The organism is Mycobacterium sp. ZZG (assembly GCF_054786995.1).
This window is the reverse complement of sequence record NZ_JBTBFV010000081.1, coordinates 1-18,550: the sequence shown is the minus strand read 5'-3', so window position 1 is coordinate 18,550 and position 18,550 is coordinate 1. Positions and strand designations below refer to the sequence as shown.

General features: G+C 64.7%; 12 protein-coding genes and 3 pseudogenes. 9 read left to right on the top strand and 6 right to left on the bottom strand.

Features of this window, described 5'->3' with window-relative positions; all coding sequences use genetic code 11:
- Positions 1-245 precede the first annotated feature (245 nt).
- Positions 246-371, top strand: a complete 126-nt coding sequence (locus tag ACXMYJ_RS26625; protein WP_460359299.1) for a hypothetical protein — start codon at positions 246-248, stop codon at positions 369-371.
- Positions 367-906: pseudogene (locus tag ACXMYJ_RS26620) on the top strand (transposase); the annotation flags it as partial. The gene ACXMYJ_RS26625 and the pseudogene ACXMYJ_RS26620, both read left to right, overlap by 5 nt.
- Positions 907-954: 48 nt before the next feature.
- Here ACXMYJ_RS26620 and ACXMYJ_RS26615 read toward each other — a convergent pair.
- Positions 955-1,243 (bottom strand): annotated as a pseudogene (locus ACXMYJ_RS26615) (integrase core domain-containing protein); the annotation flags it as partial.
- Positions 1,244-1,551: 308 nt separating this feature from the next.
- Here ACXMYJ_RS26615 and ACXMYJ_RS26610 point away from each other — a divergent pair.
- The 7 genes from ACXMYJ_RS26610 to ACXMYJ_RS26580 all read left to right on the top strand — a co-directional run bounded on the left by ACXMYJ_RS26610 (position 1,552) and on the right by ACXMYJ_RS26580 (position 7,298).
- The gene (locus tag ACXMYJ_RS26610; RefSeq protein ID WP_460359298.1) at positions 1,552-1,800 is read left to right on the top strand and encodes a hypothetical protein; all 249 of its coding nucleotides are present in this window, start codon (positions 1,552-1,554) and stop codon (positions 1,798-1,800) included.
- A gap of 251 nt (positions 1,801-2,051) precedes the next feature.
- Entirely contained in the window at positions 2,052-2,513 is a 462-nt protein-coding gene (locus ACXMYJ_RS26605) for a hypothetical protein (RefSeq protein WP_460359297.1), read from the top strand.
- A 2-nt stretch (positions 2,514-2,515) separates the two neighbouring features.
- Positions 2,516-4,159 carry a ThiF family adenylyltransferase gene (locus ACXMYJ_RS26600; RefSeq protein WP_460359296.1) on the top strand — a complete coding sequence of 548 codons (1,644 nt, stop codon included), beginning with the start codon at positions 2,516-2,518 and terminating at the stop codon, positions 4,157-4,159.
- Between the two features lie 33 nt (positions 4,160-4,192).
- Complete coding sequence (locus ACXMYJ_RS26595) at positions 4,193-4,696, top strand: hypothetical protein (RefSeq protein WP_460359295.1); 504 nt, start codon at positions 4,193-4,195, stop codon at positions 4,694-4,696.
- A gap of 48 nt (positions 4,697-4,744) precedes the next feature.
- Positions 4,745-5,434 carry a hypothetical protein gene (locus tag ACXMYJ_RS26590; RefSeq protein ID WP_460359294.1) on the top strand — a complete coding sequence of 230 codons (690 nt, stop codon included), beginning with the start codon at positions 4,745-4,747 and terminating at the stop codon, positions 5,432-5,434.
- Positions 5,435-5,498: 64 nt separating this feature from the next.
- Entirely contained in the window at positions 5,499-6,767 is a 1,269-nt protein-coding gene (locus tag ACXMYJ_RS26585; protein ID WP_460359293.1) for an AAA family ATPase, read from the top strand.
- An 84-nt stretch (positions 6,768-6,851) separates the two neighbouring features.
- On the top strand, positions 6,852-7,298 hold the full coding sequence (locus tag ACXMYJ_RS26580) for a hypothetical protein (protein ID WP_460359292.1): 447 nt from the start codon (positions 6,852-6,854) through the stop codon (positions 7,296-7,298).
- 130 nt (positions 7,299-7,428) lie between these two features.
- On the opposite strand, the gene ACXMYJ_RS26575 is transcribed toward ACXMYJ_RS26580, so the two are convergent.
- From ACXMYJ_RS26575 to ACXMYJ_RS26555, 5 genes and pseudogenes are all read right to left on the bottom strand, one after another.
- Positions 7,429-9,642, bottom strand: coding sequence for a 3'-5' exonuclease (locus ACXMYJ_RS26575; protein WP_460359291.1), 2,214 nt, complete (start codon positions 9,640-9,642; stop codon positions 7,429-7,431).
- A complete protein-coding gene (locus ACXMYJ_RS26570) occupies positions 9,643-15,945 on the bottom strand; it encodes a DEAD/DEAH box helicase (protein WP_460359290.1) in 6,303 nt (2,100 codons plus the stop codon).
- Positions 15,945-16,673, bottom strand: a complete 729-nt coding sequence (locus tag ACXMYJ_RS26565) for a hypothetical protein (RefSeq protein ID WP_460359289.1) — start codon at positions 16,671-16,673, stop codon at positions 15,945-15,947. The genes ACXMYJ_RS26570 and ACXMYJ_RS26565 overlap by 1 nt, the downstream gene beginning before the upstream one ends.
- Before the next feature lie 38 nt (positions 16,674-16,711).
- On the bottom strand, positions 16,712-17,380 hold the full coding sequence (locus tag ACXMYJ_RS26560; RefSeq protein WP_460359288.1) for a hypothetical protein: 669 nt from the start codon (positions 17,378-17,380) through the stop codon (positions 16,712-16,714).
- Positions 17,377-18,425 (bottom strand): annotated as a pseudogene (locus ACXMYJ_RS26555) (IS3-like element ISMysp3 family transposase); the annotation flags it as partial. The pseudogene ACXMYJ_RS26555 and the gene ACXMYJ_RS26560, both read right to left, overlap by 4 nt.
- Between the last annotated feature and the right edge of the window lie 125 nt (positions 18,426-18,550).

Genomic DNA, 18,550 nt, shown 5'->3' with positions numbered 1-18,550 from the left:
CACTGGGAAAGCCCGCACCACCCGGCGACACGGGACCACCCCGCCATACCCAGAACCACACAACCGGATTCGCGACGCAATCGCATCTCAACGCACGACTGCCATCACCCTCGACGAAAAATCCGGGTTAGCAGCATGCCCGACTCGTCGCCGCGAGTCGTGCCCGTTACAGGCCTGCCTCGAAGTGCTCTTTCCGGGCTGACGCCGCCAACGACGTCGTCTACTGGAATGAAATTAACGTCGCCATGCCCATCGTCGCAGAGCAGTATGCGTTTGTCATCGGAGTCGATACCCACGCCGCCACCCACTCGTTCGCGCTGATCAACGCCACCAACGGCGGCATCATCGCCCAGGCTGTGTTCCCAGCGTAAAGCGTTGCCACACAGATTCAAGGCAATCGCAGCATGGCGAGAACGCAAGGAAGACCCAGTGATCGCGACCTGCAGGCAGGAAGCGATCCGGTTGGCCAAGCGCATCGTGGCTCTTGACAGCGAGCTGGTCAACAACCGTAAGAGTCTCGATTCCCTCGTCGAGGACGTCGCGCCCGAACTCTGCGAGCTGCCCGGGGTGGGTTCGGTCGTAGCCGCCTGCGTCCTGACGGCGTGGTCACATCCAGGGCGCGTGCGGTCTGAGGCGGCGTTCGCCGCGCTCGCCGGCACCTGCCCGATCCCGGCATCATCAGGAAACACTCTGCGGCACAGGCTCAATCGTGGGGGCGACCGCAGGCTCAACCGTGCATTGACGACGGTCGTCATTGTTCGGACGCGCACCCACGCCCCGACCCGCGCCTATGTTGCCCGCCGCCGCGCCGAAGGCCGCACCACCAAAGAGATCATGCGTTTGCTCAAGCGCTACATCACCCGACAGCTCTACCGAACCCTGGCCGCGGCACACCCGGTGCCCGCAACCCCTCGACACGATATAGAAGCATCCTGTTTCTGCCGGAGGCTCTGGCTATTGGATTTCGACCAGGGGTTGGTCGGTCCGTTGGGCATCGTAAAACGTGGCTTCGAACTCCGCGGGCGGGACGTCGTTGAGGTAGCCGTGGAGCCGGCTGGTGTTGTGCCAGTAGACCCACCCGAGGGTGGCCAGTTCGACGTCCTCGACGGTTGACGGTCTTCCACGGCCCGTTGCGGGCGGGTCCGTAGATCAGCTCGGCCTTGTAGTAGCCGTTCACCGTCTCCGCGAGAGCGTTGTCGAAGCTGTCCCCGATCGACCCTATGGAGGGGACCGCGCCGATCTCAGGAGCCTCCGGGATTTCCAAGGCGATTCAGCCCGAATGTTGGGAGCTTTGGACCGCACTCCGCGGCAACGGGCACGATGGCGCATGTGCGCGGCACGTGAGCACTCGGGCACGGCGTGCCTCGATTTTGCCGCGTTTGGGCTCCCTTGCGATCTCCGCCAAAACCCTGCAGGGACCCTTGGAGGCCGAATCTGGGCCGATCATCCAAACGCGCTGTTCATCCGATGAACTCTAGGGAATCGGAAACTTTGGACGCAGATTGTTGTCGGGTCCTGATCTCAACCACTCCCAACTGAAAGGAGATCACCATGTCCATATCCACGAAAGCCCAGCACGGAGGCGACGAGATTCCCGAAGGCACCTTCCACGGAGGCGACGAGATTCCCGAAGGCACCTTCCACGGAGGCGACGAGATTCCCGAAGGCACCTTCCACGGAGGCGACGAGATTCCCGAAGGCACCTTCCACGGAGGCGACGAGATTGCCGAAGGCACCTTCCACGGTGACCCGGTTCCCGGTTCCTACCTGGGACGGGACGAAATCCGCACATTCATCTGAATCGAGTAACCACGTGGCCCGGGGTGCACCACACCCCGGGCCACGTTCCCGATGAACCAAATCTCAACTACGAGAAAACATCCAGCCATCAACGAAAGGAAACCGATCATGGCGAAGTCCAAGTGCGCTGTGTGCAGCGGAAGCGGCAAGTGCAAGGCGTGCGGTGGCGCCGGCCTAGAGTCGGTGAGCTGCCGGACCTGCAACTTCGGTAAGTGCCCGCGCTGCCACGGCTCCGGCGTGGACTCGGTGCGATGACCTCCGGCGCTGTTCACTATCGGGCATCGGGCGGAGTGGACTTCACGTTCCGCTTCACCTGGATGCCCGCAGAAAACACCTGGCGTATCTACATCGAGCGCCAACCGTCGTACGGGTCGCGTGCCACGGGCGCGCACTCGACCCATCGACTCGGGCTGCCCAACCGCCCTTATATCTGCTGGACGGATCGGCTCACAAGCTATGAGGCGGCGCGCAAGGTCGCGGCCATGTGGGCCGATGCGACCCAGCGCTACATCGCCACGGGGCAGTTCCCCCCGCCGTCGCGCACAGATCACGTGCGCGACCAATCCACCCACTCGCGGCACACCGAGCAGCAACTGCGCACCGCGCTGTCTGAAGGTGCCCAGACGGCTCGAACCGCACGACCAGCTCAACACCCAACCTCTGGAACAAACCGTCCCGGAATGTTCCGTCGACTCCTCGAAAGGATCGGATGACCATGACCATCACCCACATGTTCCCCGCAGCCATGTCGGATGCATTGCAGTTCTTCGGGTTCGGACTAAGCAACCGCTACCGAGCAGCGGACACCATTGAGGCGGCACCCGCCCCGACTCTCGATGGGTACCGACGTATCACGCCGGCTGACCTGACGGGGCCGGAACCGCTCTACGTCACCCGTGAGGTAATGGGCGAAATCGAAGCCACCGTTGGCGCCATGCCAGCCGAACAGGGTGGCATGTTCGGTGGTACACGCGCCCGTGGCGTCGTCGCACATTACAAGTTTGACGACTCCGCGCGACGGACACAGGCTACCTACTCCCCCGATACAAAGATGCTGAACAGCTTCCTTCGGGAGACGTGGAATCCGGCCGGAATCGACTTCCTCGGTTTCGTCCACAGCCACCCGCGTGGCATGTGGCGACCCAGCACCGGTGACCGGGTGTACGCCGAGCGGATCCTCGACGCACTCCCTGCCGTGGACCGCTTGTTGCTGCCGATCGCCCAGACTCGTCCCGACACAGGAAGTTTCGTACTTCATCCGTTTGTTGCGACCCGCGGACGACACGGAGTGAAGATCGACAAGGTGCCGCTGGTCACGATTCGCGATGAAGCCGTGCCAGCGACGCTGACCGACCCAGCCTTCGATCGTGTTCACAACGCGTACGACCTCGTCGCGACGGCCTCGACCCGGCTTGTCCTAGTCGGTGTCGGTGGGGCGGCCAGTTTCGCAGAGTCGATGGCCCGAGCTGGCATCGGAGAGTTTGTGCTCATCGACCCCGACATCGTCGACTTGCCGAACATCGGAACACAGCAGGTCTATCGTCGTGATCTGGGCCGCCCCAAGGTCGATGCCGTCGCGGACCGCATCCTCGACGTCAACCCGAACGCGCGGGTGATTGGCATACAGGCGCATCTGGACGATCTCGACGACGACATGATGCGACGGTTGACGCATCGGCCGCTGCCCAGCAGTGAGCAGGGCGGCCCGGCTACCACCATCCTGTGCGGCTTCACGGACAACTTTTGGGCGCAAGCTCGGGTGAATCGACTCGCGCTGCACCTCGGTGTTCCGATGCTCGCTGCCCAGGTGTACCAGCAGGGCAAGGGCGTCGAGGTCAGCTTCCACGTCCCAGGGCGCTCCGTCGCGTGTGGGCGCTGCGTACTGGGTGGCCGCTACCGCGCTCATCTCGAGCGGGGCTACGAGAACACCGTCACCTCCCACGGCACCCCGCTGTGGGCCACCGAGCGACTCAACGAGCTCAAAGCTCAGGTTGCTCTGGCCATCATCCACGGAACCAGCGCGGTGGCCAAAGAGGACCATCCCGCTGTCATGAGGTATGCCTCGCTGCTCGACCGGATCGTCACGCGCAACCTCATCCAAGCGCGCCTTGATCCCCACATCGACCTGCCCGCTTTCACGAAGGCGTTTGCCGACGCGGACACGGAGCGACTTGTCAGCGACGAAACCCTCTGGCTGCCACAGGAACCCGAGAACGAACAGACGGGCTACGCGCCGTGCGGCGACTGCGGCGGCACCGGTGACCTCACCGCCTGCACCGGCAGCTTCGACAGCACACACGTGACCCGCGGATCTGACTGGCGCTCCAGCCGACTGGACGCTGATTGCCACATGGCATGAGCACATCCCGACATTCCAAAGACGGAGGTAGCTATGGCCGATATTCAGCCGCACACGTTTCACTCCACCGGGCTGCCGCTGAGCTCGATGCTCGCCGGCAGCACAACGTGGGAACGCACGCTGGTACCAATCGAGCCCGCCGTCCGAGCGACGGTGGGCATCGCAGCGGGGCTGCTCGGGATCGTCGTCGTACTCGAGTACACACTGCTGGGCAATCTCGCGGGAATGGGAGGCCCGGCGTTCTTCATTCTTGGGTGGTCATGGTTCCAATCATTGCTAACTGCAACCGAACTGCTTCTCTACCCGTGCATGGGTCTGCTTGGTTTGCTCGCCATGACGGCGGTGCTGACTCAGGGGTGGTCCATCGCGGGCAGGCGATTGCAGCGCGTGGTAGGCGGACTCGTCGTCGCCTCCATCGTCTGCCTACTGCCGGCCATTGGTCTGGTAATCATCACCCTGTTGAACCTGGCCGCGTGGCTGGCCATGGTCGCACTGATCGCGACAGCGGTCTTCTGCATGGCCGCCCTCGCGGACTGAGTTCCTCTCAGAGCACCTCACAAATCCCATCCGGAAAGGATCGCCACTATGACTGCACCACAACGTACGCCCGCTTCGCCGAACGTGCGGCACAACTTAGCCACCATCGCTGCGCCTCCCCAGTTGCATCCGACTCCACCACCCAAACTCAAAGTGCTAGCGGTCGCGGTCGCGCGACGTGCTGCCCGCAGTGGGCTCAACGCCGAATTCCTTGGCTTCGACCCGCTGTTCACTCAGCCGAGGCTGTACGGAGAGGGCGATGCCCCATGGGTAGTGTGCCCCGCCGCACATGATCCGATGATCGCCGAAGGACTCCCGATTCCCGATTGCCAGCGGCGGCAACTCAAGGCGTACGTCGACGCGGGGATGGACTTCCCACACATCTACCTCGCCCACGAAGTGGCCAAGCGATCGGCGCACCGTGTCGGCAAACCGGTGCTGGAGCACCATCGCGCGCTGACGGATTCGGAAGCCAAACAGTTGATTGTCCGGCCGAATGCCCCAGCCACCACTCGGAAGACGGCGCACCGTCTCGACACGGCAGCGCGCGCACTCGGCCGCGGACTGCGCGCGACGGGGACGGCGACCGCCGTCGTGACGGCTGGGGCCGTCGCGATCCCCCTCTTGATGGCGGACGGCCTCGACCCGGCTGTCCTGGGCGCAGTGACGTTGCCGGGCGCCAATCGCACGCCAACCGCACCGGCGGCGTGGTTCTTACTCGCGCACTGGGATTGGTGACCACCGTGTGCGACGACTCGACCCAACCCTCTGTTCACCACCCACTCAACCCGAAAGGAATGACATGAGCAGCCTGCTCCTGGCCCCAACCCACCAACTTCTCGCACTCGAGGAACGCGCCCGTCGTTGCTGCCTCGCGTTCAACGAAGAGCCACTTCCGCCGGGGACGTCACAGCCCACGGCACGGGTCGGTATCGAGATCGACCCGGACACGGGGCGGTCGCTGCTCCATGTCGAACGGGGCATCTACTACGCCGGTCCCTCTGACGACCTCGCCGCATGGTTCGCGTCAGGCACCCGCGTGTTCGAGGATTACGACGAACTTCGGGGATGGCTGGCGGGGCCGCTTGCCGCGGCGTATGCCGACGGCGCCCCGAACACCGAGGATTTGGCGGCTCCAATCACCGTCCCCCCGCTCCTCGTGGATCCCGTTCACATGCAATCGGTCCTCACCGATGAACTCATCGGACAACAACGCAGCATCGACCAAATGGTCGCGGCGACGGCGTTGCACCTCGCGCGTCGAGTGCCGCGCCGGCCGCTGACCGCGCTCGCCCTAGGACCGACCGGGGTCGGCAAGACACTGCTCGCAGAGTCAGTCGCCACTGCGATCGGCGAGGTCAGCGGTCAACCCTGTGGCTACCTGCGCATAGATATGACCGAGTTCCAGGAGCGGCACAGCGTGTCCAAATTGCTTGGCGCACCACCCGGTTACGTCGGCTTCGGCGACGATTCACCGCTTGTCGAGACGCTGCGCAACAACACACGCGCCGTCATCCACATCGACGAAGTCGAAAAGGCCCACGCTGACGTGTTCCTGGCGATCATGAACTTGATGGACGCCGGGCGCCTGACACCAGCCCAGGGACCGGTAGTCGACGCACGCCACGCGATCTTGATATTCACGACCAATCTCGGCGCCGATGTGCTCGCCGAACGCCTCGCCACGACCCCATCGATCGGCGACGACGTTGTGGTCAGGGACGCGCTCGTCCGCCAGACCTTGCGCACCCACGGCATCGTGCCCGAACTCGTCGGCCGACTGCACACACTGCTCGTGTTCGACCCGTTGCACGATGAGCATCTAGACGAGATCCTGCACAGGTCCATCGTCCGTGAGGCGGCCACCTTCGGCCTGGAGGTTGACAGGGTCGGCCCGGAAGTCCTCGCACACCTTAAAAAGCACCGCCCGGATCCCGGATCGGGTGTACGTGCATGGGAACATCTCATCGCCGTCGAACTGGGCCCAGCACTGCTCGACGCTTGTCGGCAGAACGTATCTGGCGCGATTTCCGTACAGGGGATCCCCCCCGCCATAACACCGTCGCCGTAACCCGCGGCGCCCCCGCAATGTCCGCCCGGACGCAAATTGCTCACTGGCCTCGATCACCACGATCACCACGAAAGGAGTTCCACCATGTCCACTTCCATCTCCGCACAAGCCGCCGAAGCGGCCATCGAGCCACCACTCACAGCCGACTCACGCTCGGACAATCCGAGGGCCTGGCAGAAGGGCGCCAATCTGGTCAAGAAACTAGCGATCTCCGCAGTCGCAGTTGCCGCAGTGGCCGGGTTGACCGGCGTGGTTCAGCCGGCAACTGCGGAGGCGGTCACCATCCAAGGTCCGAACCAACTCGGATGGGGACGTGCGGCCGTTCTATTCAACCGAGAGGAAACCCGCCAGATCGGCATCGGAGCGGTACCCGCCATGCCCCCGACTAATCCGGCAGTCGCGGCGTTCATGGCCGCCAGGATGGGTTTGGGTGCCATCGCAATGAACTACTACAACCGGGGCCTGTGCAGCGCCTACCTCGTTTCGGCGCGTCCATGGGACAACCAAGGGTTCACGAGTCGCAAGTGCTAAGTACCCACGGTCCGAGCGGCCCCGGAGTCCGTCACGACTCCGGGGCTGTTTCGGCGTACGAGCACGCCGTTCGTCGCACCGAGGCCCCAAGTTGGGGAAGCCATTAGTAGACGTTGACGCTCGTCGTCAGCTACTCCCCCAATAACTCCGACTTCTTCCCACTCCACGTCACCACCAGCGCATCCCGTGCTCGGCTGCTCGCCACGTAGAGCAGCGACCGTTCCCTGAGCAGCGCCTCGCCCTTCTCTTCGTCCGGGACGGACCGAAGCGTGGCCGGCAGCGGGACGTGCTTGTCGTCGGCACCGGCGAGGACGACGCGCGAGAACTCCATCCCCTTCGCGCGGTGCATCGTCATCACCAACGGTTGGCCGGGTGTTGCCGCACTCTTGTCGAGAGACCTCGCTGTCACGCCACGTTCCCCGAGGCCGCGAACGAAGCGGTCGCGTTCTTCCTGACTGCGGGTGAGGATGGCGATGCTCTCCGGTTCCACGCCATCATCAGCCAGCCATGCCTTGACCTTCGTAGCGACCGCTTCCAACTCGTCGGCCATGTCGGTGCACGGAATGAGCTGCGGCGCAGGGCCGTTGCGGGCCGACCGGTACTCGCTTGTCGATTCCTCGACTTGTTCGAGGTCGGTGTACTCCGCTCCGGAAAGAACGCTCACCGCGAAGTGAAGATTCTGCGCAGTGGTTCGGTAGTTCAGTGTGAGCCGGCGTGACCGGCCGACAATCTTGATCCCGAAGCGGCTTAAAACAATTGGGCTGCCGTAGATGCGTTGATGAGAGTCCTCGGCGATGAACAGGTCGTTGGCGCCTTCCGGCACCAGTGCCCGCAACAACGCCCAGTGTGTCGCGTGCAGATCCTGTGCTTCGTCGACGAGGACGTGATCGGCGAGGAAGGTTCCGTCGGTGTCCGACTTGGTGCGGAGCGCCTCTGCGGCTAGCGCGAGGATCTCCGGGAAGCTGAGCGTCTCGTCCATCTGGCTCTGCCGCCGAAACGCCTCGACAAGCTTCCACACCGCGATCCGTTGCTGCCGGCTCAGCCGCACCCCACGACCAGGCCGCGCGACCTTCGCGTACTGCTCAAGGGTGGTGATGCGATTCGCGAGCACCACTGCCACGTACTCGGTCTCCAGGAATGCCGGCGTCGCCAGCTTGGCATCCAGTCCGGAATCCACACTCTGGGCGACTTCGCGCCAGACTGCATCCGCTGCCGTCCGCTTGGCACTCAATTCCATTGCGCCGCTGCCGAAGATCCGCTCCCCGGCCACGGTCAGCACATCGCGCAAACGATCGAGGACGGCTCTGCCAAGCGCATCGATCCCGCCGACGTAGACGCCGGGTTCGCCCGGCTTCTCCGCGATGCGCACGTTGGGGTCGAGCGCAACCAAGTCGGCCTTGAGACCCTGCGCGAGCGTCGCGTTGAAGGTCGTCAAGACGATTCGCGCGTTGGGGTTGTCGCGGGCGAGGCGGCGCGCGCGGTGAATCGTCACCACCGTCTTTCCGGTACCGGCACCACCGGACAGCCGGAAGGCGCCGCTGAAGTCCAGGTCGACGTACTTGCGTTGTTCTGGATGCAGGAACGTCCGCCAGGCTGCGAAGTCACCGCCCTCGATCACCCGCCGCAGTTCCTCGTCGTCCTCGATGAAGGCGAACTGCATCTTCGATGCTGGCCGGTCGAGCGCCTCGATGATCCGCTGGTCCTCATCGCCCGTGTTGTCGACGGGTTTGTCGGTGAAGCCGTGCTTCTCGCGGATGGTGTCGATCGAGATCCCGGTGGCCAGGTCGAGCAGCGCGCTGCCCTCCCATTCCAGCCCGGCCGCCGCGGCCTCCAGCAAGGCGGCTTCGTCGGGAGCGGCCATCGCCGATGCAGCGAGTGCCGAATCAATTCCCAACCCGTCGGTCAAATCGCTTTGGGTGTAACCGAACCCGGCGAGGTAGGAGGGCTCCGGCTTGGCAGTGACGGCTTGCGCCGTCTGCGTACCACCGGTTTCAGGCGAAGGCGCCTCGCCGATCAGTCCTTCAAGCGTTCCGTTGATCGGATTAACCCGCAGCGTTGCCCGTTCGGCGAGTTTGATCGCGTCGTCGTGCGGCCAGGTCCCCATGTAGATGTAGGTCGTACCGCTCGATTTGTCGTCGATGCGAAACAGGATCGCCCGCCAGTACAAGTCGACGCGTCCGGTGCGGACCCGCGGATCGATCGCGCCCTTCATGGGTTCGATGTGCAGTTTGGGCGACGTGTCGTCGGCGTTGAGCTTCTCGAAGAAGTCGTAGACCTTGTTCTTGACCGAGCCGTCTAGCTTGGACATGCCCTTGCTGTTGGATGCGATTACCAGGTTCGCCATCTACACCACTCCACTTAGCTTCAGCGCCTCAAGAATCTTCGCGGGATCCGGCGGGCAGTACGTCCAGCCGTCGGCCTCGCCGGATCCGTCGATTGCCACACCGACGCGTGCGTCAGCCCAGGCGAAGTCGATGACGTCACCGTCCTCGGTCTCGTATCCGAGTACCGGCAGGGCGGCGCCCGAGTCGGCCAATGCGCGTATCAGGTTGCGTTGGACTTCCGACACCGCTTCGTCGATCAACGACTGCCATTCCGGTGACAGGCTGGGTTCGTCTGGTCCGCCGGACATCGCTGCCGGTGCCGTAGCGAGCAGAGTTCGAGTGGAGACTCGGCTGTGGTCGCTGATCCCGAGCCAGTTGGAGAGACGCAGCCACTGCTTCCAGGCCTTGCTCTCGAGGGCTGCGACGTGTGAATCCCGGTCGTCGACGGCGAGGATGGCGCGCGGTGCTTCGCTGGTGCTGCGTACACCCGCGGTCAGTGTTACTCCGCCGTCAGTCCAGGCCCAGCACACGTCGGTTCCGTCGGTGGTGAAGGGGGCTGGTCCGTCGAGCGCCGCCTGCGCGGCGGAGGGTAGCGCGGCGACGTCGGAGTGGGCGCGGTTGTCGTTGCGCACCAACAGGTATGGCATACACGTGCTCAGGTGCCGCCAGGCGTCGACGTCGGGTTCCACCACGAACTCCAGGAGCTGGGACACCGGGTCCTTGGCCAGTAGTCGCAGGAGTCCCGGCTGGACGTGGAAGCGGCTGGTGACGATGCTTGCCGCTTTCTGGTCGAACCACGGCGGTTCGACCGACTCGGCGGACTTGAAGCGTTGCAGATCGTCGTGACTGAACGACCAGACCAGGTAACCGGCCTTCCGCAATGCGCTGCGCTTGTCCGCGTCGTCGGCGACGCGGTTGCAGCCGGGCACGGCGTGGAAGGCCCGTCCGTCGGCGAAGATGGCGATCTGAGGGATGTCGGGGTCCGCGGTCTGCAGGATGAAGTCGGGTTTCACGAAGTCGAGCGAAACCTGCGGCCGCAGTGACCATTTGCGGGCCTTGGCTCCTTGCAGGGTGATGGTCGCAGATGGCCCGTAGGTTCCCGGTTTCTCGACGACGGCGGCGCCCAGCAGCTTCAGTCGTGCGACGAATGAGGAGTAGAAGTCGCGTTCGAGGAAGGACTCGTCGCTGATCGGTGTCGGGGGTGGTGCTGTTTCGGTGACCTCGGCGGTCCAGTCCTCAAGGGTGGGCGTGGCGTGTGCGCCGACGTCGAGGATGTCGTCGAGCAGTTTGAGCGCCGCGAGTCGGGAGACCTTGTCCATCTCGTGGGGTGCGGCGAAGGGGAGCAGGCAGCGGTGGCATGCGAGTCGTTCCTCGTCGCGGCAGGGGCATTCCCTGACGATGTGCCGCGCGGCAGCCAGTACGGCGAAGACCTTGGTGTGGTCGGCGAATTCGGCGAGGTATCCGGTTCCGCCGGGGACGGTGTCGTGGATCAGGAGGGCACGTCGATCGGGTGCCCACAGTGCGTCGCTGATGGTGGCGACGTCGAGGTGTTCGGGTGAGCCGCCGATCACCTCGCGCAGGCCCAGCATGATGGCTGCGGCCAAGCTGGGGTGGGAGAAGCTGTCGTACTCCATTTGGGGCGGCAGGTGCAGCAGTACGCCTTGGGTGCGTAGGCGTCGCGCCAGCGCGATGTCGCGGACGTCCTCGGTGGGCGATTCGCGCAGCCGACACCAGGTGCGGTGTTCGTAGCGGCTGTTGCGGCCGGCGTCGCGGTCGAGTTGGCCGCAGGAGGCGCACAGCCGGAAGAGGCCGCTGTTGGATTCCTGGCCCGCGATGGTGCGGGGCTTGCCCTTGGATGCGCGGCGGCCGAGGTTGATCCACCGGATGTCGAGGCGCCGCAGGTACTCTGCGCCGAAAGCGGAGCTGGCGCGGAACCACGTGGTGCCCACTTGGGTGGGGTCGACGTCGGCGGCGGTGATGACGGTGAAGGGTTCGCGTTTGCGGTTGTCGCGTAAGTCGCTGATGGTGGCCTCGTCGCGGCGGACTTCGGCGGAGACGCGGGTCATTTCGACGACGGGTAGGTGTTGGCTGACGTCGGCGATGCTGGTGCTGTGACATCGCGGGCAGGCCGATGCTGGTTCGGTGATCATGACCGACGGGCTGATGCCGGCCCAGCCGCATTGGGGGCAGACCTGCCAGGTGTGGATGTTGGATTCGCCGGTACCCAGGTCGACGGCGTCGATGGTGACGGCCAGGCCTTGGGCGTAGAAGGTGGCGCCGGGGGCGAGTTCTGTCAGCGCGACGCGCGAGCCGCGCTGGTAGCTGAGTTGCTCGCCCATGTAGTCGTTGCTGTCGGGGTCGATCCAGGTCACTCCGACGTCGAGGGTGACGGCGTCGTCGAGCAGTGTGTAGTTGGGTAGCACGCCGTAGCGTTCGAGCACCGAGATCCAGTAGTCGCGGGTGAGCGAGTTTATCTGTGCACCAAATAGTTTGCGCGAGCCGCGGGCGATCTTGAGTGCGCGGCGGTCGTCGTCGGTAGCGGCCGGCGAGGCGGCGCGGCGTTCGAACTCGGGCAGGTCGTTCTCGACGGTGGCCAACCGCGCGGTGAGTTCCTCCAGGTCTTGGCGCCAGTGCAGCGACGCGGACAACACCCGCTGCGTCAGGCCACTCGGTCCGCCTTCGGGCGGTGCGCTGGCCCAGGTTCGCAAAGCTGCGATCGCATCGGCGCTGAGGTGTTCGCCGAACTGACCGAGGAACCGGTCGAGCAGCGTGTCGGTGTCCGTTGCGGCGGTTTCCAGTAGCCTTGTCAGCCAGCCGTTTTCGCTGTCGTCGCCGAGCACGGACCTTGCGTCCTTGGGGAGCTCCAGCTGGGGATCGCGGGCGAACTGGTCGACGATGTGGGCGACGTACTGGCGCTGCAGAATCTCCTCCGCGCTCAAGAACGTCGCGGGCGGACGCACGTTGCCCTGGATCACGGAGAGTGGCTCGAACAGTTTAGGGAGGTGCTCACCGCGGCCGCGGACGTACGCCAGTATCAGTGAGTTCCCGGTGAGGCGGCCGGCGCGACCGACGCGCTGAAGGTACGAGGACACCGACCGCGGCAGCGATCCGAGCATGACGGTTGACAGGTCGCCGATGTCGATGCCCATTTCCAGGGTGGGGGTGGCGACGAGCACGTTGGGTGCCTGCGGGTCGGTCCCGCCGCGTTTGAATGCGGTCTCGTAGTCCAGGCGGGTCTTGGTCGGCAGAAGTCCGGTGTGCTCGCGGGCCACGACGCGTTTCATCTCCGTCGACTCGTAAAGCCGGCGGTAGAAGTTGTCGGCCTTGGCGGTGCGGTGCAGTCGGCCGGGACAGCGAGTCAAGGTGCATGGCGCGCCGTCGAGCTCGTCGACGGTGGTGACACTGCCCGGCACCGGGGTCTGGCAGATATCGCAGGCCAGTAGATGCCGGCCGTCCAGCAGGGCCTCCAGTGTGGGGGCGCTGACCTGGACGGTGGCCGGCGCCAGCCCGTACACGGTGGAGCCGGTTTCCGTGGTGACGGTGGTCAGCAGCATCTGGGCGGCCAGTTCGGTGAACAGCGCCTTGGCCAGGAAGGTGCCGTCAGCGGGGCTGACATCCAGGCATCGCGAGGTCCACTGCGCGTACCACGACGATGAGGCGGTGATCGGGTCGAATCCTTCGGGGAGTGCGCCTGCACCCGATTTCAGCGCCGGAAATGCCGGTGCAGGGCGGCCTTTCGGGAAGGCGGGCATGCCCTGACCGCGTGGGCGGCCGCCCCAGACGTGGTAGCGGTTGGCGTTCTTCTCGAGGTACGGCCGCAGCCAGTCGTGGTGGATGCCGCCGCGGGTCCGGATGCGTTCGACGGTGCCGCGTACCCACCGGGCCAGCGCTTCGTCGGGTACACCGGTAAGGGGCAGCTGGGTCGGGTCGGCCTTCTCCAGCGCGCGGCGTCCGATGATCGGCGCGCGGTGCGGTGCGCCGAGGTACACCTCGGCGACGACGCTGCCGGTCAACTCCAGGGTGCGGCCGGTACGCGAGTTGAGGCCGAATTCGAGGTCGACGTCAAAGCGGAGTCGCCGCTTGGCCTTGTTCTCCGCGGCCCGCCGAGAGTTGGGGTGGGCATCGGGCTTCCAGAAGGCGACGAACTCGTCGCGGTCCACGATGTCCGGTGGCAGGAGTTGGTAGCGCAACATCGGGTCGGTGCCGGCGCGTGCGACGACGACGAGCGCCAGTTCGTCGAGATCCAGTTCGGCGTCACCGATTGCGCCGCGAAGCGCTGTGCGCAGGCTCAGGCTGTGGGAGCGGGCCTGTACGAACCCGGCGCGGTGGGCAGCGTCTTGGACGCTGTCGGTGAACATCAATGCCTTCTTCTCGGCGGCGTCAAGGTGTCTGTCGCCGAACAGGTTTGACAGTGTGACCGACAGTTGCGTGGCGACGGCGCTGCCGAGGAAGCGGATTCCGTCGTCGGCGCCGCAGGCCGGGCACACGTCGTTCTTGGATTGCTCGTCGGCTTCCGGCCCGGTGAGCGTGAGGACGGGCAGCACCCGGCCGTCGACGACATCGGGACTCTGCGGGTCCGGTATCGCGTCGTCCAGTTCACGGTGATCGACGTGAAACCAGCGCAAGCCTTGAACGCCGCCTGCGACCTGTGCCTCGGCAGGTGCGGAGATCAGCGCGCGGAACCGTGATGCCCCGGCGGCGTGGTCGGCACGGATCGCCTCATCGGTGACGTCGAGTGCGCTGCCGGTCGGTGCGAGCCGGGCACCCCAGCCGGAGCGTCCGCAGTGCCGGCAGTACACGGCGGGAAGAAACAGTTCGTCGTCTTCGGCCGACGTGCCGTCGTCAGACCATCGGTAATCGGTGGCGGCACGGACGACCCGATCGACACGGCTAAGTTCGCGGATCCACAGGTGGACGTCGACGCCGAGAGCTGCGCGGCCGGTCTCTGCTCGCACGTGGGACAGCATCGCGAACACGAGTTCCAGGAATCGGATCTGGGTGGCGCGGGTACGGGCGGCGTCGCGGTCGACCGGTGCCGCCGGAAACACCCGTTCGGCGAGGTCGGACAGCGACACCGCTTCGACGGAGTTCTCCAGCACCGCGTGGATGAACCGGTGGCGCTTGAGTTGGTCGAGCATGTCCACAGCGTCCGGCACTGCGGTGGTCGCTGAACCCGTTGCGTCCGCGGCATTCTCGAAGAGTTCGGCGAACACCGCCTCGGCCAGAGCCACGTTCCCACCGAGGGCTCGGTCGATATCGACGATGCGATCCAAGGCGTCGGCGGGTGCGGGTTCGATGGGTTTCCAGTCGTGGTCTCGGCTACCGCGGCGGGCGCGGCGCCATTCGTCTGGGGTCAGCCGGGTTTCCTCGATCACCGCGTCGGCGCCGAACGGTTCACCGAACACGGTGTGGGCGAAGTCCAGCATCGCCGATGGTGCGGCCCGTGAACCCAATGTTGCCGACGTCGCGACCGGGGTGATCCGGCCCAGCGGGCGCTGCCGGTCGTCGTCGGTCTTCCGCGAGTCGGCGGTCCAGTGCGCTTTGAGGGTCAGGCCGAGTCTGCGTAGCAGCATCGCGACGTCGGTGCCCTGGGCGCCGTCGTAGGTGTGGAACTCCTCGAGGACGAGGTACTGCAGCGATTCCGCCGAGAGCCGCCACATTGCGGCGCGACCCGGATGCAGCAGCATGTGGTCGAGCATCTTGTAGTTGGTGAGCAGGATGTCCGGAGGGGAGTCGTGCATCAGGGCACGGTCGGTGATCAAGCCCTCCGCGGAGACGCGCGTGCGTCCGCCGCTGGATTGTTCGCCGGTGTAGAGGCCGGCGGTAACTGCGGCGAGCGTGGGATCTCCTGCGATCAACTTCGCCAGTCGCTCGGCCTGATCGTTGGCCAGCGCGTTCATCGGGTAGAGGATTAGCGCCTTCATGCCTGCGAGGCCAGCCTTCTTGGCGCGCAAGACGTGATCGAGGATGGGGTACAGAAACGCCTCGGTCTTGCCGGAACCGGTTCCGGTGGTGACCAGCGTTGGTTGTGGCCGGTGCTGCTGCTTCGTGGACAACCGCGCGAACGCATGCGCTTGATGGCCGTACGGCGTGAAATCGGCTGGCCACCAGTCCAAGTGCTCGGACCACTCGTCGCTTGACGGCGCGAAGGGCAAGCGCAGCCGGACGTAGGGGCCTTTGAACATACCGGTGTCGGGATCACCGATGAAGTCAGTCAACGCGGCCTGCGCATCCGGGTCGGTCAGCGCGAATGTCGTTGCGAGATAATCGGTCAGACCTTCGCGCAAATGCTCAGCTTGCAGGGTCGGTAACAGCACGCCCATCAGGTAGCGCCTCGACTACTTCGACGCCGTCGGCGCTGCTTCAAGGCGCGTCCCGCGTTCCACATGGCGTGGTCGATCTCCCAATCACTGACAAGGCGGCCTAGTTCCCGAGTCACTTCCGGAATGAGATGCTCGACAATGCGTCTCGCACGGCTTGGGTCGGCGGTGACACCATGGTGATCAAGCCAGCGCAACACCATGCGGTCCGGTTTGATCAGGTCGTCCTTCCCGATCAGCATCCAGAGGTAACCCCGGCGGACACCTTCCCCACCTTCGCCGGGGACACTCCGCAATGCCGAATCAAGGGCATCAAAGCGTGCCGTGTCGTCGAACAACTCGACCGCGTCACGCATGGTGACAACACCGTGGTCGGTGAAGATCCGTGCATACCGCAGCACGGCATCGGCTTTCAAGATCCCTCCGCGGGTGGAGGTGCGCTGCCGATTGGTGAGCGCGGTCAACTCCTCAACGTTGAGTTCGGTAAGCGCGGTCACCGGCAAGGGGTCGTCGCCGATCGGATCCGTTGCAGGCATGGTCGGTTGGTCGACACCGAACTCAGCGGCAAGGTTCTTTCGCACCAGCGGGACGACAACCGCGTCGTAGTCGGCACTGATACTCCACACCGCATCGGTGATGGCGAAGCTCAAGCTGACCCAGCGACGTTCACGCGGTTGGGGATTCGGTTCAACGACGGCATGGACCAATCTGGCGAGCGCAGCATCGTCCAACTCCCTACTACACGACCGTTCGTCTGGCCTCCACGCCATCAGACTGCACCTGCAGCTTGGGCGATGCCGGAGAAGTGCTTGTGCGCCAACTCCATATCGCGTTCACGGTCGACGCCGACGAACGGCTCGACGTAGGTGACGCCATCGACTGTCAGGTCGTCAGCTTTGAGAGCACCCTTTTTGCGATACTCAGAAGCCGACTTGCCCGGAAGCTGTCGGCCGTTCGCGTCGTAGAGGGCGTCGCGTTCGTAGTTCTGCATCACGGCGAACTGGTTTCGATATACGGATAGCAACTCTTCAGCAGAAATCCCGAGCATGATTGCAACGATCGCGTCGTTCTCCACAAGAGCCTGGCGACGATCGGCCGCACGACGTAGCGGCGTCGTCCACTCCCACGTTCGTCCGACCGAGCCCAAAGGCTTCCGGTCCGCATTCGGCACACCGATGTGTGGCACCCATGACTCTTGTTGCCACACATCGGTATAAAGCTTGCTCCACAACGGTGCATACGGGCGAATGAGGCAATTCAAGCGAAGCGTCCGAAGCGCGAGAGAAGATCTAAGCGCATGGTCTTGTACAAACGGCAATCGGGCAATCACCGTCTTGTGGAGATTGGTGGCATTAATCGACCGCATGTGGAAGTCAGCCAAAATTGATTGCATCATGCTTGCGATCACAACCGCGTCATGAACCGTCCCGGGTTTCATGCACCCTCAGGTTTCTGTGATCCGGCCGGTCTACCGGTCACGAGTTGGGAATAGTAGCGGGCTTCGGCTTCGGCCGGCGGAATGCGTCCGAGGCGGTGCATCAGGCGCTGCTGGTTGTACCAGGCGACGTAGTCGGCGGTGATGTATTCGACGTCGCCCACGGTGTTCAGTGGGCCGCGGCGAAACGGGGAATCCGCCCGGACACATTCGTTCTTGTACAGGCCGATGGTCGTCTCAGCCAGCGCGTTGTCGAAGGCATCCCCAACACTGCCCACGGACGGGCGAATTCCCGAAAGGCTCAGTGTCTCACCGAATCTCACACTCGTGTACTGCGAGCCGGCGTCGCTGTGATGGATTGCGCCGTCGACGGGATGGCCTTGGCGGGCACGCAGTGCAGCGGCCTGACGCAGCGCGGATTCGACGAAGCGGGTGTGCTTGGACGCCGAGGCTTCCCAGCCCACGATCGACCCGGCGTAGGCGTCGATGACGAACGCGACGTAGACGAACACGCCGGTGACGAGCTTGACGTAGGTGAAGTCGGCCACGAGCAGCACGTTGGGTGCGGCCACCCCGAACTGGCGGTCCACCAGGTCCGGCGGTCGCACCGCCTCCGGGTCGGGGATCGTGGTGCGGACCCTCTTCTGGCGGCGCACGCCTTGCCAGCCGTTCTTGCGCATCAGGCGTTCCACGGTGGACTTGGCCACCGGGATGCCCTGACGCTGCAGATGGGCCCACATCTTCAGCGACCCGTACAGCGACTCGGGCCTGCGGCGTCCGTGCTCATCAGGCTCGTAGTAGCCGGCTAGGATCTCGGTGATCGTGGCGTCCCACAGGGCCCGTTTCGAGGGCGCCCGCACCGCCCAGGCATGAAATGTCCGCGGGGCGATCGGCACGGCGTGCTCGGTGAGCACGCGGCAGATCGGAGCGACCCCGAAACGGTCCCGGTGGGCGGCGATGAACTCGCAGACCGTAGCGGTCAGCGGCGGCTGCGCGGGTCGCTCTCCCGCACGAAGAAAGACGTTGCCGCCTTGAGGATTTCCAATGTTATCTTCGGCCGGGTGTCTGGGGCGGTGCGTTCATCAGGGCGTTCACGTTGTGGACGTTGTCTTTGTGGCAGTAAGTCGGGCGGTGCGGAGTTGACCGTGCAGCTGGGCGACTTGATCGCGTAGT